The sequence below is a fragment of the Pseudanabaena sp. CCNP1317 genome (genome assembly GCF_034931345.1).
Taxonomy (GTDB): domain Bacteria; phylum Cyanobacteriota; class Cyanobacteriia; order Pseudanabaenales; family Pseudanabaenaceae; genus Pseudanabaena; species Pseudanabaena galeata.
Genome location: NZ_JAYGIF010000005.1, coordinates 39,850 through 61,933, shown reverse-complemented (window position 1 = coordinate 61,933; position 22,084 = coordinate 39,850). Strand labels below are relative to the sequence as shown.

The window sequence follows — 22,084 nt, the reverse complement described above, 5'->3', positions numbered from 1 at the left end:
TTGTTACAAATTGTTAAAATAATCTATACATTAAGTCTACAGATAAGTCTACAAAAATACTATGCCCGTAACCAAACCAGACTTTAAGTTAGATCGTTATGATATTGACGCGATCGCAAACTACTACCGCAACCAACCTTTGCGGGTCTGGTGGCGCTGCATAGTGATTTTTGTCCCCCTGATCTGGTTGATTTTGAGACTACGCCTCAGCGCTAAAGCCTCAGCCACAGAATTAAAAAAATTAGCGATCGAATCGCGAAAGTTATTAACCCGTTTGGGACCAGCCTTTATCAAAATTGGTCAAGCTCTCTCGACCCGTCCTGACATCGTGCCACCCGTGTTCATGGACGAACTCGCCGAACTGCAAGATCAACTGCCACCATTTCCCAATGAAATTGCTTTCCAATTTATTCGCGATGCATTGGGAGCCGATCCTTCGGAAGTTTATGCCGAAATCTCCGACAACCCGATCGCGGCTGCTTCATTAGGTCAAGTCTATAAAGGCAAACTCAAAACAGGCGAACTCGTTGCCATCAAAGTCCAACGTCCTGACATTGCCGCAGGTATTGCTCTTGACATGTATATCCTGCGCGGTATTGCCACATGGCTCAAGAAGACTTTCAAGTTTGTGCGTACTAACTTAGCCGCGATCCTTGATGAGTTTGCGAGTCGTATTTTTGAAGAGATGGACTATACCTTTGAAGGTCAGAACGCCGAAAAATTCGCTGAATACTATGGTGGATTGGACGGAATTTATGTTCCCAAAATCTATTGGCAATACACCGCTAAACGGGTATTAACGATGGAATGGATTGAAGGTATTAAGTTAACCAATGTGCAGGGAGTCAAAGAGGCTGGCTTTGATAGTCGTCACATCATCGAAGTTGGCGTGCAATGCTCCTTGCGTCAATTGCTTGACTATGGCTATTTTCACGCCGATCCACACCCCGGCAACCTATTAGTCATGGGTGATGGTAGACTTGCCTACCTCGACTTTGGCATGATGAGCCAAGTTTCCTCAGAGCAACGCTTTGGACTAATCGAAGCGATCGTACATCTAGTCAATCGTGATTTTATTGCGCTCTCTAAAGACTATGTGCGTTTAGGATTTTTGACTGAAGATATCGACTTTGATGCGATCGTCCCCGCACTATCGGAAGTTTTTAATCCGCCTGATGGACAAAGCTTGACGCAAATGGATTTTAAAGACATGACTGATCAGTTATCGCAGATCATGTATGACTATCCCTTCCAAGTTCCTGCTTACTATGCGCTAATTATCCGATCGCTTGTCACTTTAGAAGGCATTGCCTTCAGCGTCGATCCTAAATTCAAGGTTTTAGCAGTCGCCTATCCCTATGTCGCCAATCGTCTGCTGAATGATTCTGCGCCAGAGTTAAGAATGGCTCTCAAGGATTTACTCTTCCGTGATGGTGAATTCCGATGGAATCGTCTAGAGAATTTGCTCAGCAATGCTCAAACCAATCCTGACTACAACTTGAATGGAACCCTCGACAAAGGAATCGATTTCTTACTTTCCGATCGCAGTGAATTTATGCACGATCGCATCATCGATGAGATCGTCAAAGGCATCGAAGTTGAGGCAAGCAAGCGTTTACCTGAAAGATTTCGCACGTCACCAATTAGCAATATCGTGATTGATCCGCAAGTCAAAGAAACAATTGCTAAAACTGAAACTCCATCGAGTTTAGGCTACATTGCGAGACTATGGACAATCCTCCAGAAAGACAAGGCGATCGCACCCACCGACATTTTGCCTTTAGCTACTCGCATTCTCACTAAGCGTCAAACTCTCACATTCGGTCGTGATGTTATTTCTAAACTTGCCCAGCGATCGTTAGTGCGAGTAGTCCGTGAGGTGTTATTACGCGATGAGCAAAAATATCAAGATGATAAACAGCAGGATTTAATCAATAATGCTATGAGCAATTTTCAAGGCGAAGAGCGCGAATTGGTTGGCTCTGGCTTAAGGCGATCGGTAAACGGTCGCAGTTGGTAAGCAAAACAAAAGGAACGCTTTGCGTTCCTTTTGTTTTTAGAAAAAAAGTTCTATCCCTGACTCTGTACAAGCAGTCTCCAACAAATCACTGAGACTAAGTTCCTCAGCCCATTTTTGTAAATATCCAAAATCAAGGCGATCGCCTTGAATCTTTAGCACTCCCAAAACATCGCGCCATTGTCTCTGCGACTCATTCTTAGTCATCCGATACCCAACTAATTTTTGTAAAATAATATCTTCAGGAGTGGGTAATACCAACATTTGATCGGGATTTTGTCTCACTAGTTGCGATCGGCGACGTTGAAACTCAATTTGAGGAAAAGGGTTATCTTTAAGCACAAAAATATCTATTTTCCCCAGAGAATCATTGTCGATTAGATTAAAGGAACGTTTGAACCTAATTGCATCTCTAACTGCATCTTCAGAGACATAGAATCTGGGTTGCAAAGATTGTAGTAATGGAATTAGTTTTTCTATGGTTAAATCAGCAACAATATCCACATCTTCAGTTGCTCGAGGTTCTCCCATTAGCGTACTTGCCACCGATCCACCGACTAAATAGGGAATATCTAAACCATTAAAAATTGCGGCTACATCCAGTGCTAGTGAAATTGGATCAGTAAGCATAAGTGGTTGCTCGTATGCAGAAATATTTTGATATACAGAATCAGAGAAATTAAGTTTAAGTGTAGCTTTAGCAAACTCGTATCGCAACTTGCTAAAACTTATACTTGGATAGCGCTGCTGAAGACCAACTAAATGAAGTTCTAAACATCCTTTTGTCCAACCGCTAACTTTTTCAGCCTTTTGAATTAGTGTCAGAGATTTTAAGCGATTGAACAAGTACATCTCAGCATCAATGCTGGTATCAATCGATTGAGTTTTATATCCCGCAGGTGCGCTTAGCATTTGATTTTACCTAGCCATCTGGCTAGGGCAAACAAGGGTTAATATAAACCAAAAATATCCTGCAAATTATGCTAACACATGCCGATCTTAAGAGTGAGCTAGATGCATTGGCTAGTCCAACCAAAGCAATTATACTTTCTCGATTTTTTAAAACGGGTAAAGGCGAATATGGAGAAGGCGATCGCTTTTTGGGTGTTACCGTGCCAGAGCAACGGCAATTAGCCAAAAAATTTATCAGTCTTGGTTTTGATGCGATAGAAAAACTTCTGCAAACGGACATTCATGAATATCGCCTTACCGCGCTGTTGATTCTCACCTATCAATATCCTAAAGCTGATACTTTTAAACGAGAAGAAATCTATGCGTTCTATCTCAAACATACCAAATGGATTAATAACTGGGATTTAGTGGATGTCACCTGCCGTCAAATTTTGGGCAGACATTTACTTCACCAAGACCGTAATATTCTGCAAGAATTAGCCCGATCGCCCAATTTTTGGGAACAGAGAATCGCGATTGTCTCCACCTTAGAATTTATCAAACATCAACAATTTACGGATACTCTCGCCATTGCCACGGTTCTTTTAGATCATCCCCATGATCTCATTCACAAAGCCGTAGGCTGGATGTTGCGTGAAGTTGGCAAGCAAGATCGTCAAATTTTAATTGAATTTTTGGATGTTTATTGCCAACAAATGCCCCGCACAATGCTGCGTTATGCGATCGAGCATTTTGATGAACCAAACCGAAAAGCATATTTATCCAAACCAACTTCATCCAAACCATCTCGAAAATAGAGCGATATTCTATCTTCTTTAATGATTGCGGACATCTTGGCAATACTGCTTCACAGCCTCCGTAATTGTGCTTTGCAAATCAACATATTTACGAGCAAAGGGAGGCTGCCAATCGGATAAACCTAAAACATCATGAGTCACCAAAATCTGTCCATCACAGCCTTGACCAGCACCAATCCCAATTGTAGGGACAGGAATTAGTTCTGTAATTTTGGTCGCTAAATCCGCAGGAATATTTTCTAATAGCAATGCAAAAATACCAGCTTCCACCAAAGCTTTAGACTGATGTAAAATCTCTTCAGCAGTGTCAGGAGTACTACCTTGAACCCGATAACCAATCCGATGTACCGATTGCGGGGTTAAGCCTACATGCCCCATGACAGGCATTCCTACTTGTACTAGCTTACGAATAGTTTCAACCATATCAGGATAGCCACCTTCAAGCTTAATGCCCCGCGCATCGGTTTCTTTGAAAATACGTCCCGCCGATCGCATTGCCTCTTCCGTAGAAACTTGATAGCTGAGAAATGGCATATCAACAATTAGTAAAGCATTATCAACACCACGCCCGACCGCTTGAGCATGACGAATCATGTCATCAAGGGTAACAGGCAAGGTATTTTTATAACCAAGCGCCACCATCGCCAAGGAATCACCCACCAAGATCATATCCACGCCTGCTTTGTCTAATAGTTTGGCGATCGCATAGTCACTTGCTGTCAACGCCGCGATCGGCTTTTTTTGCTGTTTCCATTTTTGTATTTGGGCGATCGACACTGGCATTGTGGCATTCCTCGTGGGTATATTTGTTGTGGTATGGCTCTGCCATACCACAACAAATTGGTTCTTTATTTTATAGAGCTAACATCTAATGTAAACTTTTTAAAGCAAACGCAACAGATTAATCGAGTTCGGTACGAGAAGCAAACATTATGCAAGTTGGACAAAAAGTTCGTGTTCGTAGTTTCAAAGATGGCAGCGGTAAGGCAATTGCTAGCAAAATCGGCGAAATCGGTGTAGTCAAAGAAGAGAAAATGATGGACGGTGGCAAATGGGGCTATATCGTCAAGTTCTCGGATAGTACCAAGTCTTGGTTCTTTGCCGATGAGTTAGAATCAGCCTAAAAGCATTAGGATGTTGCGTGTTGCGCGACATCCTAATTACTAATAAGCCCTATGGCAGATATTAACCGTCAAGATATCATTCGGGGCATGATGGCTGAAGTTGATGGGCTAAGCTATAGTATGGCTTCCGCTAGCCTCGAAGCAGTATTAACCTGTGTTACCAAAGCATTATCCAATCACCAATCCATAACCTTAAGCGGTTTTGGTAAGTTTGGTGTACGCCATCGTCGCGCCCGTTCGGGAAGTCATCCTCGTACACATCAGCCCATTAATATTCCTGAAGTTATTGTTCCTCACTTCACTCCCAGTCCTCATCTAAAAAAGCTAGTGCAGAAGCCCAATGAGCCTAATTCTGACATTTCTCGGTAAAGGTGGTGTTGGCAAAACAACGACTGCGATCGCAGTTGCGCGTGCTTTTGCCGCCCAGAACAAACAAGTCTTATATGTTGGTCAGCAAGCAGGGGATAGCCTTAGCATGAGGCTTGGTGCTGATTTAACTAACGATCCGCAATTAGTTGCACCCAATTTTGCCGCTGTACATTTACAGTCAACACTTTTACTTGAACGCTATTGGGACAAGATGAAAGGCTTGGAAACCCAATTTTTGCGGACTCCTTTTTTTAAAGAAGTCTATGGTCAAGAGCTTGGTATCTTACCAGGAATGGACTCGGCACTAGGTTTAAGCTTTTTGCGCGAACGTGATGCAGAAGGTAAGTATGACGTAATTATTTACGATGGTGTTGGCGATCTCGAAACATTGAGAATGCTAGGAATGCCAGAGATTTTAGGCTGGTATCTACGCCGCTTTAAACAAGTACTAACAGGTTCAGCGATCGGGCAAGCAATTTCGCCATTTGTCGAGCCAATTTTAAGGAGTATTCTCCAAGTCTCTAGCACCGATGATATTTCGCAACAAGCAGGAGAAATGTCATCGGTATTAACTCGCGGTCAAAAAGCAGTGAACGATCCTAGTCGTGTGGCGGCATATCTAGTCACCACTGGCGATCCCTATGCGATCGCCACAGCAAAGTATTTATGGGGTAGCGCTCAGCAAATTGGTTTGACCGTTGGTGGGGTAATGGCTAGGGAGCAAATTAATGATGCAGATTTTGAGCCGCTAGCAGTATGTCAAATCCCCGATCAGGTGACAGAATTAACAATCCCAGATCGTCTTGCTAGTCTTGCCCCAAAACCCATTGAAATTAATGCAGTAACCAAGCAAGTCAAGTTATTTTTGCCAACATTTAATAAAAAACAAGTCAAACTAATTCAGCTAGGTCCAGAAGTCACCATCGAAGCAGGCGATCAACGCCGCAATATTTTCTTGCCAACTGAGCTAGCTGGCAAACAAGCCACTGGCGCAAAGTTTCAAGATTCTTATTTAATTATTTCATTTGGCTAAATTATTCAGCTATGCAACTTAGCCCTCGCTTTAAATTATTTTCTCAGCCGCTCGATCGCTATGCCATCGGTTTAGTAGCAGTGCTCAGTGTGGCGATCGCCATATTATTGTGGGTGGGCGATCGCACAGCCCCACAGGTGAGAGACTTTAGTTGGCAAGGACAGAAGATAGATGCCACTAATATCTCTTTTGCCCTAACCTTTAGCCGCCCAATGGATCGGGACAGTGTTGAACAAAATCTTAAGTTTGTACCACCCCTTCTAGGCAAAATCAGTTGGTCATCTCGGCGGATGTCCTATACGCCCCTAGCACCAGCTAGTTATGGTAAATCCTATACAGTTAAGCTAGAAAATGCCTACGATCGCTTTGCTCGCGAATCTGGCGAGAAGCAAGCGATCGAGCCTTTTACAGGAAACTTTACAACACCAAAACCTTATTTGGCTTATATCGGATCGCAAGGAGAAGATCGGGGTCGCCTTGTACTTTACAATGTGCTACAAAAGGAGAAGCGCGTTTTAACACCTGCAAATCTAACAGTTCTAGATTTTCGGATTTATGCTGATCGCCAAAAGATTCTATTTGGAGCGATCGAAGCGGCGGGGCAAAGCCTACTTGACCAAAAAATCTATACGGTAACGACAGGGCTTGATCGTGAAGATCGGCTCACGTCCAATCCACCAGATATAAAACTTATACTTGGCAGTGATGACTATCAAAACTTTAAATTCGATCTCTCGCCCGATGGCAAAAACATCTTGGTACAGCGTCTCAGTCGTCAGCAAGTCGGACGCTATGGACTCTGGCTCATTAAAGAAAATGAACCAGCCAGATCACTTGATAACCAACCAGGGGGCGATTTTATGTTTACGCCCGACAGCGCATCGGTGGCGATCGCTCAAGGCGAAGGAGTTGCGATTTTGCCCCTTGAGCCGCAAGCCCCACCGTTGGACTTTCTGCCAAGATTTGGCACGGTTTTAAACTTTGGTCGAAGCGGCACAAAGGCTGCCACAATTAAATTTAATAAAGACTATACGCGATCGCTCTATTTGGTAAATAACCAAGGATTACAGAAAGAACTTACGAAAATTAATGGGTCTATTCTTAGCGCTCAGTTTGATCCACAGGAGATGACCATTTATTGCTTGTTAACTGACTTAGAACAGGACACAGCCAAAAATATCTTTCGCGAGAAGCCATATCTCGCGGCGATCGATTTAGAGTCGGCTCAATTACGAAGAATTTTAGAGCTTCCCCCACAAAGAGAAGTTCAATTCAATATTTCTCCTGATGGTCAGTCAATTCTCTTAAATTCGGCAATTCCCAGCAGCAACGAAGCCTCAAATTCTCCACCTATTTCAGAAGACTCTGCTCAAGCATCTAGAAATTCTCAAACTCCCCAATTACCAACCCAATTAATTATGTTGCCGATTAATAATACTCAAGGTTCAAAACCTCTACAACCTGAAGTATTACCAATGTTCGGCACAGTTCCACGCTGGTTACCATAATACATAATAGATTGTGACCCGAAGGGTCACAATCTATTATGTATTATGCTTAAGCGCAAAGCGCTGTAAAACATTTCAAGGTTAGAATAGAAGCAGTTCTACGGAGGTAAATATATGCCAACGACATCAGTACTTAAGCGCCTCTTCACCGTCAAAGAATATTATCAGATGGCTGCATCTGGTGTAATTGCTCATGATGAGCGCGTAGAACTAATTAGAGGAGAAATAATTAAAATGTCACCAATTGGAAGAAGACATGCAGCTTGTGTAGATCGTTGCAATTATGCATTTGCGGCAAAACTTACAGGTAAGGTTGTAATTCGGATTCAGAATCCCTTGTCTTTGGATAATAATTCTGAGCCTGAGCCTGATGTAATGTTACTGAAATATCAAGATGACTTCTATGAATCAGGGCATCCACAACCTAGTGATGTCTTGCTATTAATCGAGGTTGCGGATAGTACCATCGATAGTGATCGCGAGTTAAAAATTCCTCTCTATGCTGAAGATGGAATTACGGAAGCTTGGTTAGTTGATATTAATAGTGCTTGCATAGAAGTTTATCGATATCCAACTGCGAATGGTTACCAAGAAACCTTCAAAGTTGATCGCGGACAAAATCTATCTATTCTTGCTTTTCCTGATGTAAGTATTACTGTCGATGAAATTTTGGGATAGAGAAGTTAGTGGTAAGACGGTCGTTGTGACAGGTATTGGTATGATGACAGCGATCGCCGATGATCGCGAACATACTTGGGAAAGGCTGCTAGCCAGTAAATCAGGAATTAAGTTTGACCATCAATTACAACTTCCTATTGCAAGGATTCATTCTTTAGAAGATACGCATTTGTCACGATCGCAATATTTATTAGACAAAGCGACCTTAGAAGCGATCGCTGATGCAAATCTAGACATTCCATTACCTAACTGCGGAGTTGTCATTGGTTCTAGTCGTAGTAATCAAAGAGAATTAGAACTACTTCTAGATAGCCCTGAAAAACTTCTAAGTGAGAACCAATGGTGGCGAAGCCAGCCAGCAAATTTATCTGCTCAAATTGCGAATTTATTACAAACTCAAGCCCCAGTATTTGCACCGACGGCAGCATGTGCCACCGCAAACTGGGCGATTGCTCAAGCTTGTGAATTAATCCGTTCTGGGCAATGTGAGTTAGCGATCGCTGGTGCAACTGATGCAGCTATTACACCCCTCACAATTGCAGGATTTCAAAAAATTAATGTATTAGCTAAATCTGGCGTATATCCATTCAGTCAAGAACGTGAAGGTTTTGCATTAGGAGAAGGTTCGGCAGTTTTAGTATTGGAATCTTTGGAGACAGCTAAACACCGTGGCGCAAATATTTATGGCAAAATTCTAGGCTGGGGAATTACTAATGATGCTTATCATGCCACTAGTCCTAATCCAGATAATCATATGGCAGCGATCGCCCTCAAAGATTGTCTGCGACGATCGCAAATTACGGCGGTTCAGGTTGGTTATATTAATGTGCATGGTACGGCTACTCAATTAAATGATGCTCGTGAAGCGCAACTAATCCAACAATTTTTTCCGAATATCGCCATTAGTGCCACCAAAGGAGCGACGGGGCATACGCTAGGCGCGACAGGGCTGATCGAAGCAGCATTTTGTTTGTTGGCTTTACGAGATCGCCTTTTGCCACCTTGTGTAGGAATGCAAACTCCTGCCTTTGATTTACGGATTATTCACCAAGCTGAGCGATCGCCAGATCTTCAATATGCTCTTAACTTTAGTTTTGGCTTTGGCGGGCAAAACGCGATCGTTGCCTTCGGTCAAGAATTATAGCAACGTAAGTTTTGCTTAGGACATAAAACCAAAAAGATGAGTGGCGGCGCTTCGCGCCGCCACTCATCTTTTTGGTTTTGATTTGTCCTATTTATCTCTTGCGTTGCTATATCAAGGTGATGCTCTGCATCACCTTGATAATTCTTGACCAAAATTCATGTACGATTCTATACTGCATCTATTTTCTGACTGAGACGCTTGTGCCAAAACCGTTACAGCTAATGTGGGCTTTGTCTGGACTTTTGCTAACAATAGCTAGCACGTTCATTCAACCCTCCCTGCTCTTGCCATCCCTCACTGGGCAGGGAAATAATATAGCGATCGAATCGATCAGCGTCACTATGCAAATTGGTGCAGTCCTGATTACAGGTTGTCTCGGTGGACGCTACGCTGCATTATTATCACAAATCACATACATTACGCTAGGCTTAAGCGGATTTGGCGTATTTTATCAAGGTGGTGGATTAAGTTACCTCAAATCTCCTGCTTTTGGATATCTGCTGGGATTTGTGGTGGGCGGATGGCTTTGCGGATTTCTTGCTTTTTTGAGACCACCAAGTTTAGGGCAAATGGCAATTAGTTGTTTTGGTGGATTATTGGCAATTCATTTGGTCGGCATCATCTATTTAGTTGCAATTCAATTACCTAACTTTAGTGCCATCCAAACTTCATTTTGGCAATATTCTGTCCAAGTTTTGTCGGGTCAATTTTTAGTCGTGTGTGCCACTATTGTCATTGCGACTATTTCCAGAAAATTATTATTTTATTAAACGCAGAGCTAAAACAACGTGAGTTCGATATAGCCATTTGCGGCGTGCTTCGCACGCCGCAAATGGCGAAAAATGGTAAGAATCGCTTAGCGATTCTTACCATTTTTCGCTTTCGTCGAACTGACGTTAAATTATCCCCAACTCATGTTAAAACAGTAAAAGCCTCGCTGCGCGAGGCTTTTACTGTAAGATTTTGTGTTTTGTTATTAGGCAGCTAGTAGATATTCTGCGCCTTGTCCTTGCTTATCAAATTGATTGATAAATTTGTCTACGCTAGGGAAAACAGCAAATAATTGATCAATTCTTGTGATTTCAAATACAAGGCTTACAGAAGGCTGCTGAGAGCAAAGTAACAAGTTGCTCTTTTGAGATTGCATTAGTCTCAAACATGCTAATAGCTTTTGTAAACCTTGACTATCGATAAATTCTACGTTTTCCATATCAACAATCAAGACGGGAACTTCTTTGTTGTTCATCATCACATTAGCTGAAACCCAAGACTCAACTTTACTGAACAGTTCAGATCCTGCGAAGCTATCGAACTTGCTATTAGTCAGTTTAATGGTAAAGGCAGTCTCGCTGTTTAAACCTTGGCGGAAGGATAGTTGATTCATCTTAGTAATTGTATCCATTGTTCTTCCTTTTCGCTTCTTTGAGAGAGTAATAGTCTGATTTCTAGGGCTTAGCGTTTGATAGAGAAGTAAATTGAGATGCTTGACGGTGCAAACTTCTTTCTTTCTTCTTGGTACAATTATTCACTCATTTATAGCTTTTAAAACCATTAATAGATATACAAAGGTTAGTAAAAAGAAGTTAAAAAGTTATATGAAAGTTATTTTTCTCAGTTAGCTATAAATTTGATAAAAAACATGTAGCTTCATATACCAAAACAAGGATGTAATCCTTTGGGAGTACCTCTCATGCCAATTCACGAAAGTTTTGTGGATTAAAAATCTAACTCTGTAAGGTTTTTAAATTAACGTGAGTTCGATATAGCCATTTGCGGCGTGCTTCGCACGCCGCAAATGGCGAAAAATGGTAAGAATCGCTTAGCGATTCTTACCATTTTTCGCTTTCGTCGAACTGACGTTAAATTAGACGATTTCACCAAATAGGTCATAATGATCGGCGGCGGTGATTTTGACGGAAAACATGGAGCCGAGAGTTGCTTTGCCAATTGGATCGCGGACATAGACAACACCATCCACATCAGGGGCAAATCTTGCCGATCGCCCAATGAGTTCACCTGTATCAGGATTTTCCTGCTCGATCAACACATCCACGGTTTTACCAATTTCTAACTGGTTATTCTTGAAAGAAATTTCCTGTTGAGCAGCCATAATGCGATCGCGGCGGTCTTGTTTGACTTCTTCAGGTAATTGGTTGGGCAAATCAAAAGCTGGTGTACCCTCCTCAGCAGAGAAAGTAAATACACCAACATGATCGAATTCATGGCGCTTCACAAATTCCAATAAATGCTCAAACTGTTCCTCGGTTTCATCGGGGAAGCCAACGATAAAAGTTGTGCGAGTAACCGCATTAGGAAGTGCTGCTTTGAGTTGCTCCATGATCTTGTCATTGATCCGCCCTTGCCAAGGACGATTCATCGCTCTTAACACATCGGGATGCGAATGCTGTAATGGCAAATCTAAATAAGGAACCACGTTAGGCGTGGACTTCATCGCGTTGATTACCTTTGGAGTCAAGCCTGTGGGATAGGCGTAATGCATTCTGATCCAAGGCACATCGACTTGCCCAAGAGCGGTTAAGAGTTCGGCAAGGCGCGGCTGACCGTAAATATCTAACCCATAATTAGTAGTAATTTGGGAAATCAAGATAATTTCTTTGACTCCTTCACTCGCAAGGCGATCGCATTCCGTCACAATCGACTCAATTGTGCGCGATCGCTGATCCCCACGCAAGTGCGGAATAATGCAAAATGCACAACGATAATCGCAGCCTTCAGCCACGCGCACATAGGCTACTGCTTCGTTGGTAGTGCGATAGCGTGGCACAGTATCATCGGCAATATAGGTAGGAACTTGGGTAACTTCTTTAACCCGTTCGCCTTTCTCGGCACGTTCGATCACATCGACAATCTTTTGATAATCGCCAGTACCAACTAGGGCGACAGCTTCGGGAATTTCATCTAGAAGTTCTTGCTGGAAATGTTGCGCCATGCAGCCAGCAATGACGATGCGTTTGCCCATATCGGCAAGTTCAACCAATGTTCGCACGGATTCGCGGCGAGCATCTTCGATAAAGCTACAGGTGTTGACGATTACATAATCGGCAAGCTCTTCATTGCTATCAACTTGATACCCTGCTTGTACTAACAGGCCCAGCATATGTTCCGTATCGACGCGGTTCTTTTCACAACCCAAGTGAGAGAAAGCGATCGTGGGTTTGACGGTTTGAACCAGATTGACCATATTTCTATTAACGCAATTATTGGCGCACAAAATTTCAGACACTCTAGCTTAACAAAACTTAAGCACCATGCGATCGCTATGATTGAAACTCCAGTAATTCTCATTATATAGCTGTCGCCATTCTTGTTAAAGCGCTTTGCGCTCAAACCCAAACCAAGAAAAAAATTGAAAGCGTTGCGAAGCAACGCTTTCAATTTTTTTCTTGTGGCTCGTTTGATCGGCAATTGCTGTAAGACATAAAACCCAAATAGTGTGAGGCGGCGCGAAGCGCCGCCTCACACTATTTGGGTTTTGAGTTGTCCTGATACAGGTGTCTATAGCTATAGAGATCGGTTTTTTGAAAGCTCGCCATTGGCAGGATTTCAAAAAACCGATTTTAGTGTTTCCAGCGCCTTTGGCGCTGGAAACACTAAAATCGGTTTCATAATGAGAATTGCTGTTAAAACTCTGTCTCGTCAGGCATTTGCTTAGGTTTACCATTAACCCGCTCAGCACAGCTTTTGGAAGTAGCTTGAACTAGTTTTGCGGTGGGCCCAAAGGTGGCATCTTGATAAAGGCGATCGTATTCCCTTTGATAATGGGCTGCTACAGTCTCATTTTGAATGGCAACTAAAACCTCATCATTAGTATGATTTGCCGCATTAGACCAATTGTGTGAACCTGTCAGCACTAAAGTGCGATCAAGAATCGCAAACTTATGGTGCAAAGTATCCCCAAACACGAGATTGGGAATACCAGCAGTTTTAATGGGTTGTTTCCATGCGCTGCTTTTGCCTGTTTTGCAATCTTGGGTAGACTGCAAGCCCCACATATCGAGAGTTGCTGAGTAATCACGATAGGCAAATTGCGGTGATACTAACGCTCGAATTTGAACATTTTCGCGTTGACGCTCTTCGAGAATTGTAGAAATGAATTGATCGGTATAGACAAATAGAGCCATATCGACATTGCTTTTGGTTCCTGCGATCGCCGTTGCAATTAGTCCATTACTAGTTTGCTCTCGGGCGGTATCTCTAGGGTCTGGTGAAAACTTGATGCGGATTTGTGCACCACCAATAATCAGATAATCAATTTTACGGGAAGGTTTTTTAGTGCCAAATAAACTATCTGGCTTGCCATTTGGTCCATCCCCCCACATTAGGTTAAATTCTTTCTTAAATCTTGCAGCAAGTTCTTTGCTGTCTATACGCATAAGATTGTTCGCATTACCTCTAGTCTCAGGTCTAGTAAAGTCACCATGAATATCGCTCATGGTCAAGTTGGCTGAGCCAAATAAAACAATCTGATCATCAATCACCATAAATTTATGGTGCATTAGCCCACTGCCTTTTGAGCCATCGGCGGTATCATCAATCCAAGGAACATTGGTAACTTTGATTAACCGCAAACCATCACGACGATCCAATTCATCTTCACTTAAGCGACCGTCATTGTTAATATCGGCAAATTTTTGAAATTCTTGGTAGCGCTCGCGATCGCGGGAATTCAGCTTCTCAATTTCGTCAGGATTTAATTCACTCCAAGCCCGACTATAGCTATTTTCAAGAATCAGTCGAACGTTGACACCCCGCAATCTTGCATCGACGATGGCTTTAGCAATATTTGGCAAGCGTAATTCTTGAACAGCAACATCAAGGCTGAATTTAGCATTGCTGACATTATCAATCATTACTCTTTCAAGATTGTCCCCCAAACGCTCGATTTTACGATATGGATCGGTGTATCGCGCGGATTGATTTTGATTAAAGAATACTTGAATATTTGGATGCTGTGGTAAGGCTGGAACGATACCAGAATCAGATTGGCAAGCATTTGCCGCGATCGCTATTAATATAGCTACACCACAAAACAGCAGCCAATAAACGATCTTTCGGGGTAGCGATCGAAATTGATGATGGAGGCGCGAATAGGTCACATAACCCATACATGCAAGACTTCAAATTTTGTAATCCTAGTCTACAGCTTTAGCACGAAATCTAGTCCTTAGTTAGCTAATAATCGCCATTATTAGCTAACTTGGCTTACTTTACCTTGATCGACGGCTTTCATGAGATATTCCAAGGCTTCGTAATCAGGATCGGTAATGTATCCTTGCTCAGAAAGCTCATGATTAATCATGTTTTCCAGTTCAGGTGTAAGTCTTTTAATGAGGAGAGCACGGTTGACTAAGTTTCTGATGACACTCTTGTTGTTCATGATTTTTTACTAGGCGTATATTACGAAAGAGGCTGAACTAGAGGAAAACCTGTTTTGCGGGTGATGATAAGTCGTAATTGACTTGATATATCGTCATTCCTTTTGGACTACCTCTATAAAAATAAGTTTCCGCCAAAATCAGAGCTTCAGATGTGACTGGTATCTATACATAGATGTGACTCTTATATATATAAATGGGTGATCAGAGTCACTAAAAAGAGATGGCGGTGCGAAGCACCGCCATCTCTTTTTTCAAGTAGCACTAATTGCTTGCTCAAAGCGTAATAGTTCTAATGATCGATCGCCATAAATCGACTCAATATTCTCTTCGCAACAGGCGATCGCAAAGTCATCTAGTTCTTCTGGCTCCACGCCAAACATGTCATAAAAGGTATCGGTTTCCACTCTGCAAAACCGAGGTCTTTGCTCATAGATTTTGCAGTTACGATTAAGGTGATCGAAGTTAATACACCAACCATCACTACCCACCATACTTAAGTATTTTTGTAGCTCATCGGGGGTGAGGTAATCTGCGAGATCAGGGCGATCGCTCGGATCGAGATGACAGCAAGCGCCACAGCCGCTAATACATTGCCAAGTTGCCATTTTATATTTTCTACTTTATACGTTTATCCAAATATAGCTTTATACCAAAACCCAAGAAGTGAGTGGCGGCGCTACACGCCGTCACTCACTTCTTGGGTTTTAATGTTCTCGCCGAAGGTGAGAACATTAAACGCTATACAGACATGTACCAATCTCGAATTAATTTATTCACGATTTGAGGGCTTTCATCGTGGGGGCAATGCCCTGCATTAATGTAATGCTCTGTAAGTGATGGATAAAACTCACGAAATTTTGCACCCCTAGCACGGGAATTCATCCAAGGATCACCTTCACCCCAAATCATCAGCAATGGACAAGTCATCGCTCCCAACAACTCATCGACTTTTTTACCTTGTGGAGTACTAAATACAGATGCAAAAACCTGTGCAGCCCCCTGATCACAGGATGGACGATAAATATCTTCGACTAATTGATCGGTAACTGCGGATTGATCTAAATAGACTTTTTTGAGGGTGTTACGAATGCGCGATTTTTGGCGGACAAAGGTAAATAGTAATTGGTTTGCCCAAGGCTGGCGTAAGACTTTCTGCAAGGCTGGAGCGATCGCCTTTTGGATGGGATTGACTTTCTTAGCACCAAGGGGATTGGTGTCTGTAAATGGTCCCGCACTATTGAGCAAGATCACACCTGCCACTGATTGCGGATAATCGGCGGCTACACATAAAGCAGAATAACCACCAAGAGAATTCCCAGCTATTACGGTTGGTCGTTGAACTTGTTCGGTAATAAAATCATGGAGTTGATCCCGCCAAAGATGACCGCTATATTGCCATGCAGGTTTTTGCGATCGCCCAAAGCCTAACAAGTCGATCGCATATACTTCAAACTCTTGACTAAGTTCCGAGATATTCTTGCGCCAGTGATCGGTGGATGCGCCAAACCCATGCACTAAGAGCAAAGGTGGACGCTGAGCATTATTTCCCGCTTTGACAAAATAAATTTTTTGTTCTCGCCACAGCCAGTATTGACCAGCGATCGCTTCAGTACTTGTTAAAACCATCTAACCTCAAAAACCTCTTGCTTACAAAGAAAGGGAGCGCAACGCGCTCCCTTTCTCTATGTTAATCTCAAGCTTTAGATTTTATCCAAATCTGCCGCTAATGTATTCCTCAGTGGCTACTTGCTTCGGACTGCTGAAAATAATTGAAGTACGATCAATTTCTACCAACTTGCCCATCCGCTTGCCATTGTCAGCAAGCTCGGTATTAAAGAAAGCAGTCATATCAGCCGATCGCGATGCTTGTTGCATGTTGTGGGTCACGATAATCAGCGTATATTTTTGCTTTAATTCCTGCATTAATTCTTCAATGCGAAGGGTGGAGATCGGATCAAGCGCTGAGCAAGGCTCATCCATCAAGATTACCTGTGGCTCAACGGCGATCGCACGAGCGATACAAAGACGTTGTTGCTGACCTCCAGAAAGAGCCAAACCACTTTCCTTAAGTTTGTCTTTGACCTCATCCCAAATTGCTGCGGATCGCAATGATTTTTCCACCAAATCATCCATGTCCTTCTTAGAACCCTTAAAGCCATTAATCCTTGGTCCAAAGGCAATATTTTCATAGATTGACTTGGGGAAGGGATTGGGGCGCTGAAATACCATACCAATGTGACGACGTACTGCTACTGCGTCAATCTTGGGATCGTATAGGTCAATACCATTAAAAGTAATTGATCCTTTAACTCTAGCGCCTTCAATCAAGTCATTGAGTCGGTTGAAGCATCTTAAGATTGTACTTTTACCACAGCCTGATGGTCCAATAAAAGCAGTGATTTGATTTTTCAAGATATCTAAGGAAACCCCAGCAACCGCAGGGGTATTAGAGCTATAAAAAACATTCACTTCATTTGCCTTCAAGACAATATCGTGAGTTGAAGGATTATTCTCGGTTAGATTCATTGTCAAAAACCAAATTTGTATTTTTACGCTTCACTTAGGTGATCGCAGTCATTAAGCAAGAATTAGACTAATTCAGACTGTTTAGCTCACTTTATTGCGGATGAAGATAGCCAGAAGGTTCATACCCAAAACCAAAACTAACAAAACGATAATTCCTGCGGAAGCCAAGGTTTGAAATTCTGGCTTGGGATTACCTACCCAATCATAAATTTGGTAAGGTAACACTGAGAAAAAGTTATCGTTTGACCATAATGTATCAGTGAATACATCTCCAAATCTACCACTAAACAAAGCTCCAAAGTTAATCGGGGATGGTTTGGGATCAAACAAAACTGTACCTGCTCCTAAAACCACAATTGGTGCAGTTTCCCCAATACCTCTAGATGAAGAAATGATCACCGCAGTCATGATCCCTGGCAAGGCAGCAGGCAAAACATGGTTAGAAATAGTTTGCCACTTGGTTGCACCAACGCCATAGGAGGCTTGCCGTATCGACTGAGGTACTGCGCGAATTGCTTCTCTAGAAATCACAATAACTGGTGGCAAAATCAGTAAGGTAATTGTCAGCACTCCAGCCAATAAAACTGAACGACCGCCAAATATACCTTGTACAAATAGTCCTAAGCCTAGCAATCCGTAAATAATTGAAGGAATACCCGCTAAGTTATAGATATTTAAGTCAATTATGTCAGTAAACCAGTTTTTGGGGGCATATTCCTCCAAATAAATGGCGGAACTGACTCCAATAGGAACTACTAAGATTAATACATAGGCGAGCATCCATACTGATCCCCAGATTGCAGCTCGATAGCCAGATTCTTCGGGGCGACGGGATGGGAAGTTGTTAAATAGGTCCCCATTTAGGCGACTAGCTCCATCGGAGCTAACATCAAAAATCAAGAAAATAAGTACAGCTAGCCCGAAGAATGCTGAAAAAACACAAAAATAAGCGAATATTTTGCCCCAGAAATTTCTGGAATCTAACTGAGGATCAAATTTTGAAGAACCAGCTGGAATGTCGCTGGACTCTAAAATGTCTATACCTTTAGTCATAAGTTTCTTGGAACCGTTTGCTAATCGTCTTGCTGATAATGTTGAGAGCAAGGGTGATCAAAAATAGGGTCATACCAACCGCAAAAAGGGCTTGGTATTCCACACTGCCAACTCGCGAGTCACCCTTAGCGACTTGGGCGATGTAAGCGGTCATCGTGCCAACGGTCTGTCTAGGATCAAAGGTTAGGGTAGGACGTTGACCTGCGGCGATCGCCACAATCATCGTCTCACCGACTGCACGGGATATACCCAGAATAATTGCGGCACAAATTCCCGAAAGAGCCGCAGGCAAAACAACTTGAAGTGAAACTTCTTTTCTGGTGGAGCCAAGTCCAAAGGCGGCTTCTCGGAGCGCCAATGGCACAGCGACCATAGCATCAGTACTAACGGAGGCGATCGTGGGGATGATCATTACACCCATAACTAAGCCAGCGCTTAATGCGTTAAATCCGTTCAGATTAGGAATGAATTTTTCGAGAAAAGGAGTAATAAAGGTAAGCGCAAAGTAGCCATAGACAACTGTGGGTACACCAGCTAAAAGCTCGATCGCAGGTCTTAAAAGCTTAGAGACTCTCGGTGAGGCATATTCTGATAGATAGACCGCTGTGGCTAATCCTAGAGGTGTTGCCACAATCATCGCAATTACTGCCACAAGGATTGTGCCATTGACCGTCGGCCATACACAAAATTCCTTAGTCGCGAACTGCGGTGTCCAGTTACAACTGTAACTACCATCTGCGAGGGTTTTGCCAAATAAAAACTCACCAACGCTGACATTGCCAAAAAAGTTGATTGTTTCTGATGCAAGGATATAGACGATCGCAAGAGTGGTAAATACGGAAATAATAGCGGCTAGCATTAAAGCATAACCGATAGCGCTCTCACGAATATTGCGATCGGCGCGTTGATAGAGATCGAGGTCTTCAACTGGAGGGGGAATTACGGGATTTGTCATAAGGGTTCCTAATCAAGTACATCAAAAGTCAAAGCCCCCCATCGGATAGGAGGGCTTAGCTCAAAAACTAAATCAAGATTACTTCAACAAATCAACGATGGGAGTACCAGCCTTAGCATCGTGGAAGGTGGAACCAGTCTTGCCAGTCTTGACGCGCTCGGCAATTAAGGCATCAGCAGCACTAGGAAGAGCTACATAACCCACTTCCTTAGCCAGCTTGCTTTGATTAGCGACGTAGAAGTCAACGAAAGCCTTAACTTCAGGACGTGAATAGGATTTCTTGTTGATGTAGATCAACATAGGACGAGACAAAGGTGAGTACTTACCAGTGTTGATATTGTCGGCAGTTGGCGCAACACAGCCAGCACCACCATCAATTTCTACAGCACTTAAAGTAGCGGCGTTTTCTTCAAAGTAAGCAACACCAAAGAATCCTAGTGCATTCTTATCGCCTTGCACACCCTTAACGATGATGTTGTCATCTTCGCTAGGTTGGAAGTCAGTGCGGCTGACCTTAGACTTGCCATTGATCGCTTCGGTGAAGTAGTCAAAAGTACCAGAGTCAGCACCAGGACCAAAGAGCGCCAGTTTAGCATCAGGAAAATCAGGGCGAACTTGATTCCAGTTGGTGATCTTGCCTTGAGCATCAGGAGACCACATGGTCTTCAGTTCAGCAACGGTCAAACATTTTGCCCAAGTGTTTTCCTTGTTGACAACTACGGTCAAACCATCAACAGCTACAGGAATTTCCACAAACTCCACACCGTTCTTCTTGCAATCTTCTTCTTCTGCTTTTTTGATAGGACGAGAAGCATTGGAGATATCGGTATCACCAGCACAGAATTTCTTGAAGCCACCGCCAGTACCGCTAGTACCGACAGGAACTTTTACTCCAGGATTTGCCTTGGCGAATTCTTCAGCAACAGCCTTAGATATTGGTGCAACGGTGCTAGAACCATCAACAGTAACGTTGCCAGACAAATTAGAAGCTGCTGGTGCAGCATCTTTAGCCGCCGTTGTTTGTGTCGCTGCGGGGGTAGTTTCACCAGTGGTAGAGGCTGTAGGAGTGCCGCTACCACTACAGGAGGCTAGAACTGCGGCAAGTGTAACACCAGCTACAAACTTGACTACACTACGATTGATACTCTTTTTAGACATCATAGAAATCTTACTGCGATTATATCTGTTACGGTTGGCTAGGCATTTAAACTAGTTAAGATTGATACTAAACTGCATCCGTCAACACAAGGTTAAGGAACGTTAAAGATGCAGTTAAGTTTAGTTTGCCAAAAAGTTTTTAGGTCAAGATTAATTAACAATAAGGAGACAAGAGGGGGATGTGTTATCTCATCTAGTCTGTTTTAACTTGAGCTTCGATATAGCCATTTGCGCCGTGCTAAGCACGACGCAAGCAAAAAATGGTAAGACTCGCTTAGCGAGTCTTACCATTTTTTGCTTGCGTCGAACTGACATTAAACTAAATAACTAGAGCGCTGCCCCGACTGCGTAGCCTACCGTGTACACACAAGTCTGTCTACGTTTGAGGGTTTAGATCCCCCCCAGCCCCCCTTGAAAAAGGGGGGAGAATTTTCTTCTTCCCCCTTTTTCAAGGGGGATTGAGGGGGATCATTAGTAGCCCATGCTATATCTGATGACTTGTGTGTACACCGTAGCCGCGTAGCGGGAGAGACATCGCTCTAGCTTTTTGAGCTACTTAACAGGCTTCAGCCTCTAATGCACAACGCAATGTTGATAAACCTTTCTTGAGTTGGCGTGAGATTGTAACTGCGCTCACTCCTAACATTTTGGCAACTTCTCTTTGAGGAAGATCTTCAATGAAGACAAACTCAACAATTTCTCTAGTGCGTTGCTCTAAGAGAGAGAGAGCTTGCTGTAAACGGAACTTCTCTTCCTGTTGTAGTTGCATATTACTTCTAGGATCGGCAACCAGATCACCGATAGAGGAAGAATCATCTTCTTCAGAACGGATTGGTGCATCAAGGCTTAAGGGAGCGCGATTTTGACAGGCGAGTTTTGCTTCTTGCCATTCGCTGAGGGTTACGCCAAGGGCATTAGCAACTTCCTTTGCGGAAGGTTCTCTTTGCAAAGTGTTACGCAATTTTTGCATTACTCGTACTGATTGCTGTTGCAAATCCATCCAACGGCGAGGGATGCGTACTGATGAGTTTTTGTCCCGTAGATAATGCTGGATTTCGCCGCGAATGTAGCGGACGGCAAAGGAGCTGAAGGCATAGCCGCGATTTAGTTCAAAGCGATCAACTGCGCCGATTAGACCCAATGCGCCCACTTGTAGTAAATCATCATATAGTTCTGAATGCCGATCAGCCCAGAAATGTACTTCTTTTTTGACTAGACCAATATTTAAGCGCACGATGCGATCGCGTAGGTATGCTGATGGTGCTTTGCGATATTGCTTGAGCAGTTCGAGGGTAGTGGTTTTGTCCGCAGATGAAAACTCACGTACTTTATGAGTAGTGATGCTCGATTGAGTAGGAATATCGGACTGAATGGTGAGTGTTGCGGTGGTCATAGCTTTACCCTGAACTAA

At 43.0% G+C, this 22,084-nt stretch carries 22 protein-coding genes; 9 read left to right on the top strand and 13 right to left on the bottom strand.

Going from position 1 to position 22,084, the window contains the following annotated elements:
- Positions 1 to 61: 61 nt before the first annotated feature.
- On the top strand, positions 62 to 2,020 hold the full coding sequence (locus tag VB775_RS03190) for an ABC1 kinase family protein (RefSeq protein WP_281007213.1): 1,959 nt from the start codon (positions 62 to 64) through the stop codon (positions 2,018 to 2,020).
- A gap of 36 nt (positions 2,021 to 2,056) precedes the next feature.
- Here VB775_RS03190 and VB775_RS03185 read toward each other — a convergent pair whose 3' ends face one another.
- Positions 2,057 to 2,929: a hypothetical protein gene (locus tag VB775_RS03185; protein WP_281007214.1), complete on the bottom strand. Its 873-nt coding sequence runs from the start codon at positions 2,927 to 2,929 to the stop codon at positions 2,057 to 2,059.
- A gap of 68 nt (positions 2,930 to 2,997) precedes the next feature.
- Here VB775_RS03185 and VB775_RS03180 point away from each other — a divergent pair, with 68 nt between their 5' ends.
- Positions 2,998 to 3,726, top strand: a complete 729-nt coding sequence (locus tag VB775_RS03180) for a DNA alkylation repair protein (RefSeq protein WP_281007215.1) — start codon at positions 2,998 to 3,000, stop codon at positions 3,724 to 3,726.
- A gap of 18 nt (positions 3,727 to 3,744) precedes the next feature.
- On the opposite strand, the gene panB is transcribed toward VB775_RS03180, so the two are convergent.
- Positions 3,745 to 4,509, bottom strand: coding sequence for a 3-methyl-2-oxobutanoate hydroxymethyltransferase (gene panB, locus VB775_RS03175; protein WP_281007216.1), 765 nt, complete (start codon positions 4,507 to 4,509; stop codon positions 3,745 to 3,747).
- Positions 4,510 to 4,658: 149 nt separating this feature from the next.
- Between panB and VB775_RS03170 the strand changes: the two genes are divergently transcribed.
- The 7 genes from VB775_RS03170 to VB775_RS03140 all read left to right on the top strand — a co-directional run bounded on the left by VB775_RS03170 (position 4,659) and on the right by VB775_RS03140 (position 10,352).
- On the top strand, positions 4,659 to 4,850 hold the full coding sequence (locus VB775_RS03170; RefSeq protein WP_281007217.1) for a DUF2862 domain-containing protein: 192 nt from the start codon (positions 4,659 to 4,661) through the stop codon (positions 4,848 to 4,850).
- Positions 4,851 to 4,901: 51 nt separating this feature from the next.
- Positions 4,902 to 5,219 (top strand): HU family DNA-binding protein, encoded by a 318-nt coding sequence (locus VB775_RS03165; RefSeq protein WP_281007218.1) that lies wholly within the window; start codon positions 4,902 to 4,904, stop codon positions 5,217 to 5,219.
- Positions 5,191 to 6,252, top strand: coding sequence for an ArsA family ATPase (locus VB775_RS03160; RefSeq protein ID WP_281007219.1), 1,062 nt, complete (start codon positions 5,191 to 5,193; stop codon positions 6,250 to 6,252). The genes VB775_RS03165 and VB775_RS03160 overlap by 29 nt, the downstream gene beginning before the upstream one ends.
- 11 nt (positions 6,253 to 6,263) lie before the next feature.
- On the top strand, positions 6,264 to 7,760 hold the full coding sequence (locus VB775_RS03155; RefSeq protein WP_281007220.1) for an Ig-like domain-containing protein: 1,497 nt from the start codon (positions 6,264 to 6,266) through the stop codon (positions 7,758 to 7,760).
- 114 nt (positions 7,761 to 7,874) lie between these two features.
- Entirely contained in the window at positions 7,875 to 8,438 is a 564-nt protein-coding gene (locus VB775_RS03150; RefSeq protein WP_281007221.1) for a Uma2 family endonuclease, read from the top strand.
- Positions 8,422 to 9,582, top strand: coding sequence for a beta-ketoacyl-ACP synthase (locus tag VB775_RS03145; protein ID WP_281007222.1), 1,161 nt, complete (start codon positions 8,422 to 8,424; stop codon positions 9,580 to 9,582). Before VB775_RS03150 ends, VB775_RS03145 begins: the two co-directional genes overlap by 17 nt.
- Positions 9,583 to 9,782: 200 nt before the next feature.
- On the top strand, positions 9,783 to 10,352 hold the full coding sequence (locus VB775_RS03140; protein ID WP_281007223.1) for a biotin transporter BioY: 570 nt from the start codon (positions 9,783 to 9,785) through the stop codon (positions 10,350 to 10,352).
- 206 nt (positions 10,353 to 10,558) lie between these two features.
- Here VB775_RS03140 and VB775_RS03135 read toward each other — a convergent pair whose 3' ends face one another.
- The 11 genes from VB775_RS03135 to VB775_RS03085 form a co-directional block, all read right to left on the bottom strand.
- Positions 10,559 to 10,984: an STAS domain-containing protein gene (locus VB775_RS03135; protein WP_281007224.1), complete on the bottom strand. Its 426-nt coding sequence runs from the start codon at positions 10,982 to 10,984 to the stop codon at positions 10,559 to 10,561.
- Positions 10,985 to 11,446: 462 nt separating this feature from the next.
- Positions 11,447 to 12,784, bottom strand: a complete 1,338-nt coding sequence (rimO, locus tag VB775_RS03130) for a 30S ribosomal protein S12 methylthiotransferase RimO (RefSeq protein WP_281007225.1) — start codon at positions 12,782 to 12,784, stop codon at positions 11,447 to 11,449.
- 439 nt (positions 12,785 to 13,223) lie between these two features.
- A complete protein-coding gene (locus VB775_RS03125) occupies positions 13,224 to 14,708 on the bottom strand; it encodes a phospholipase D-like domain-containing protein (RefSeq protein ID WP_281007226.1) in 1,485 nt (494 codons plus the stop codon).
- A gap of 83 nt (positions 14,709 to 14,791) precedes the next feature.
- A complete protein-coding gene (locus tag VB775_RS03120) occupies positions 14,792 to 14,980 on the bottom strand; it encodes a hypothetical protein (RefSeq protein ID WP_094528905.1) in 189 nt (62 codons plus the stop codon).
- A gap of 252 nt (positions 14,981 to 15,232) precedes the next feature.
- A complete protein-coding gene (locus VB775_RS03115; protein ID WP_281007227.1) occupies positions 15,233 to 15,586 on the bottom strand; it encodes a YkgJ family cysteine cluster protein in 354 nt (117 codons plus the stop codon).
- Between the two features lie 133 nt (positions 15,587 to 15,719).
- A complete protein-coding gene (locus VB775_RS03110) occupies positions 15,720 to 16,607 on the bottom strand; it encodes an alpha/beta fold hydrolase (RefSeq protein ID WP_281007228.1) in 888 nt (295 codons plus the stop codon).
- Positions 16,608 to 16,688: 81 nt separating this feature from the next.
- Positions 16,689 to 17,507 carry a phosphate ABC transporter ATP-binding protein PstB gene (pstB, locus tag VB775_RS03105; RefSeq protein ID WP_281007229.1) on the bottom strand — a complete coding sequence of 273 codons (819 nt, stop codon included), beginning with the start codon at positions 17,505 to 17,507 and terminating at the stop codon, positions 16,689 to 16,691.
- Between the two features lie 81 nt (positions 17,508 to 17,588).
- On the bottom strand, positions 17,589 to 18,560 hold the full coding sequence (gene pstA / locus VB775_RS03100) for a phosphate ABC transporter permease PstA (RefSeq protein ID WP_281007230.1): 972 nt from the start codon (positions 18,558 to 18,560) through the stop codon (positions 17,589 to 17,591).
- A complete protein-coding gene (gene pstC / locus VB775_RS03095; protein ID WP_281007231.1) occupies positions 18,553 to 19,515 on the bottom strand; it encodes a phosphate ABC transporter permease subunit PstC in 963 nt (320 codons plus the stop codon). Before pstC ends, pstA begins: the two co-directional genes overlap by 8 nt.
- Before the next feature lie 78 nt (positions 19,516 to 19,593).
- Positions 19,594 to 20,676: a PstS family phosphate ABC transporter substrate-binding protein gene (locus VB775_RS03090; RefSeq protein ID WP_281007232.1), complete on the bottom strand. Its 1,083-nt coding sequence runs from the start codon at positions 20,674 to 20,676 to the stop codon at positions 19,594 to 19,596.
- A 553-nt stretch (positions 20,677 to 21,229) separates the two neighbouring features.
- Positions 21,230 to 22,066, bottom strand: a complete 837-nt coding sequence (locus tag VB775_RS03085) for a sigma-70 family RNA polymerase sigma factor (RefSeq protein WP_281007233.1) — start codon at positions 22,064 to 22,066, stop codon at positions 21,230 to 21,232.
- Positions 22,067 to 22,084 lie beyond the last annotated feature (18 nt).

Excerpts from the sequence above, each read along its gene's own strand:
- VB775_RS03125 (WP_281007226.1), bottom strand. The coding sequence starts at position 14,708 with ATGGGTTATGTGACCTATTCGCGCCTCCATCATCAATTTCGATCGCTA.
- VB775_RS03170 (WP_281007217.1), top strand. The coding sequence starts at position 4,659 with ATGCAAGTTGGACAAAAAGTTCGTGTTCGTAGTTTCAAAGATGGCAGC.
- pstA (WP_281007230.1), bottom strand. The coding sequence starts at position 18,560 with ATGACTAAAGGTATAGACATTTTAGAGTCCAGCGACATTCCAGCTGGT.
- VB775_RS03090 (WP_281007232.1), bottom strand. The coding sequence starts at position 20,676 with ATGATGTCTAAAAAGAGTATCAATCGTAGTGTAGTCAAGTTTGTAGCT.
- VB775_RS03120 (WP_094528905.1), bottom strand. The coding sequence starts at position 14,980 with ATGAACAACAAGAGTGTCATCAGAAACTTAGTCAACCGTGCTCTCCTC.
- VB775_RS03160 (WP_281007219.1), top strand. The coding sequence starts at position 5,191 with ATGAGCCTAATTCTGACATTTCTCGGTAAAGGTGGTGTTGGCAAAACA.
- VB775_RS03165 (WP_281007218.1), top strand. The coding sequence starts at position 4,902 with ATGGCAGATATTAACCGTCAAGATATCATTCGGGGCATGATGGCTGAA.
- VB775_RS03185 (WP_281007214.1), bottom strand. The coding sequence starts at position 2,929 with ATGCTAAGCGCACCTGCGGGATATAAAACTCAATCGATTGATACCAGC.
- VB775_RS03150 (WP_281007221.1), top strand. The coding sequence starts at position 7,875 with ATGCCAACGACATCAGTACTTAAGCGCCTCTTCACCGTCAAAGAATAT.
- VB775_RS03085 (WP_281007233.1), bottom strand. The coding sequence starts at position 22,066 with ATGACCACCGCAACACTCACCATTCAGTCCGATATTCCTACTCAATCG.
- VB775_RS03155 (WP_281007220.1), top strand. The coding sequence starts at position 6,264 with ATGCAACTTAGCCCTCGCTTTAAATTATTTTCTCAGCCGCTCGATCGC.
- panB (WP_281007216.1), bottom strand. The coding sequence starts at position 4,509 with ATGCCAGTGTCGATCGCCCAAATACAAAAATGGAAACAGCAAAAAAAG.
- pstC (WP_281007231.1), bottom strand. The coding sequence starts at position 19,515 with ATGACAAATCCCGTAATTCCCCCTCCAGTTGAAGACCTCGATCTCTAT.
- pstB (WP_281007229.1), bottom strand. The coding sequence starts at position 17,507 with ATGAATCTAACCGAGAATAATCCTTCAACTCACGATATTGTCTTGAAG.
- VB775_RS03115 (WP_281007227.1), bottom strand. The coding sequence starts at position 15,586 with ATGGCAACTTGGCAATGTATTAGCGGCTGTGGCGCTTGCTGTCATCTC.
- VB775_RS03180 (WP_281007215.1), top strand. The coding sequence starts at position 2,998 with ATGCTAACACATGCCGATCTTAAGAGTGAGCTAGATGCATTGGCTAGT.
- VB775_RS03145 (WP_281007222.1), top strand. The coding sequence starts at position 8,422 with ATGAAATTTTGGGATAGAGAAGTTAGTGGTAAGACGGTCGTTGTGACA.
- VB775_RS03110 (WP_281007228.1), bottom strand. The coding sequence starts at position 16,607 with ATGGTTTTAACAAGTACTGAAGCGATCGCTGGTCAATACTGGCTGTGG.
- VB775_RS03190 (WP_281007213.1), top strand. The coding sequence starts at position 62 with ATGCCCGTAACCAAACCAGACTTTAAGTTAGATCGTTATGATATTGAC.
- VB775_RS03135 (WP_281007224.1), bottom strand. The coding sequence starts at position 10,984 with ATGGATACAATTACTAAGATGAATCAACTATCCTTCCGCCAAGGTTTA.
- rimO (WP_281007225.1), bottom strand. The coding sequence starts at position 12,784 with ATGGTCAATCTGGTTCAAACCGTCAAACCCACGATCGCTTTCTCTCAC.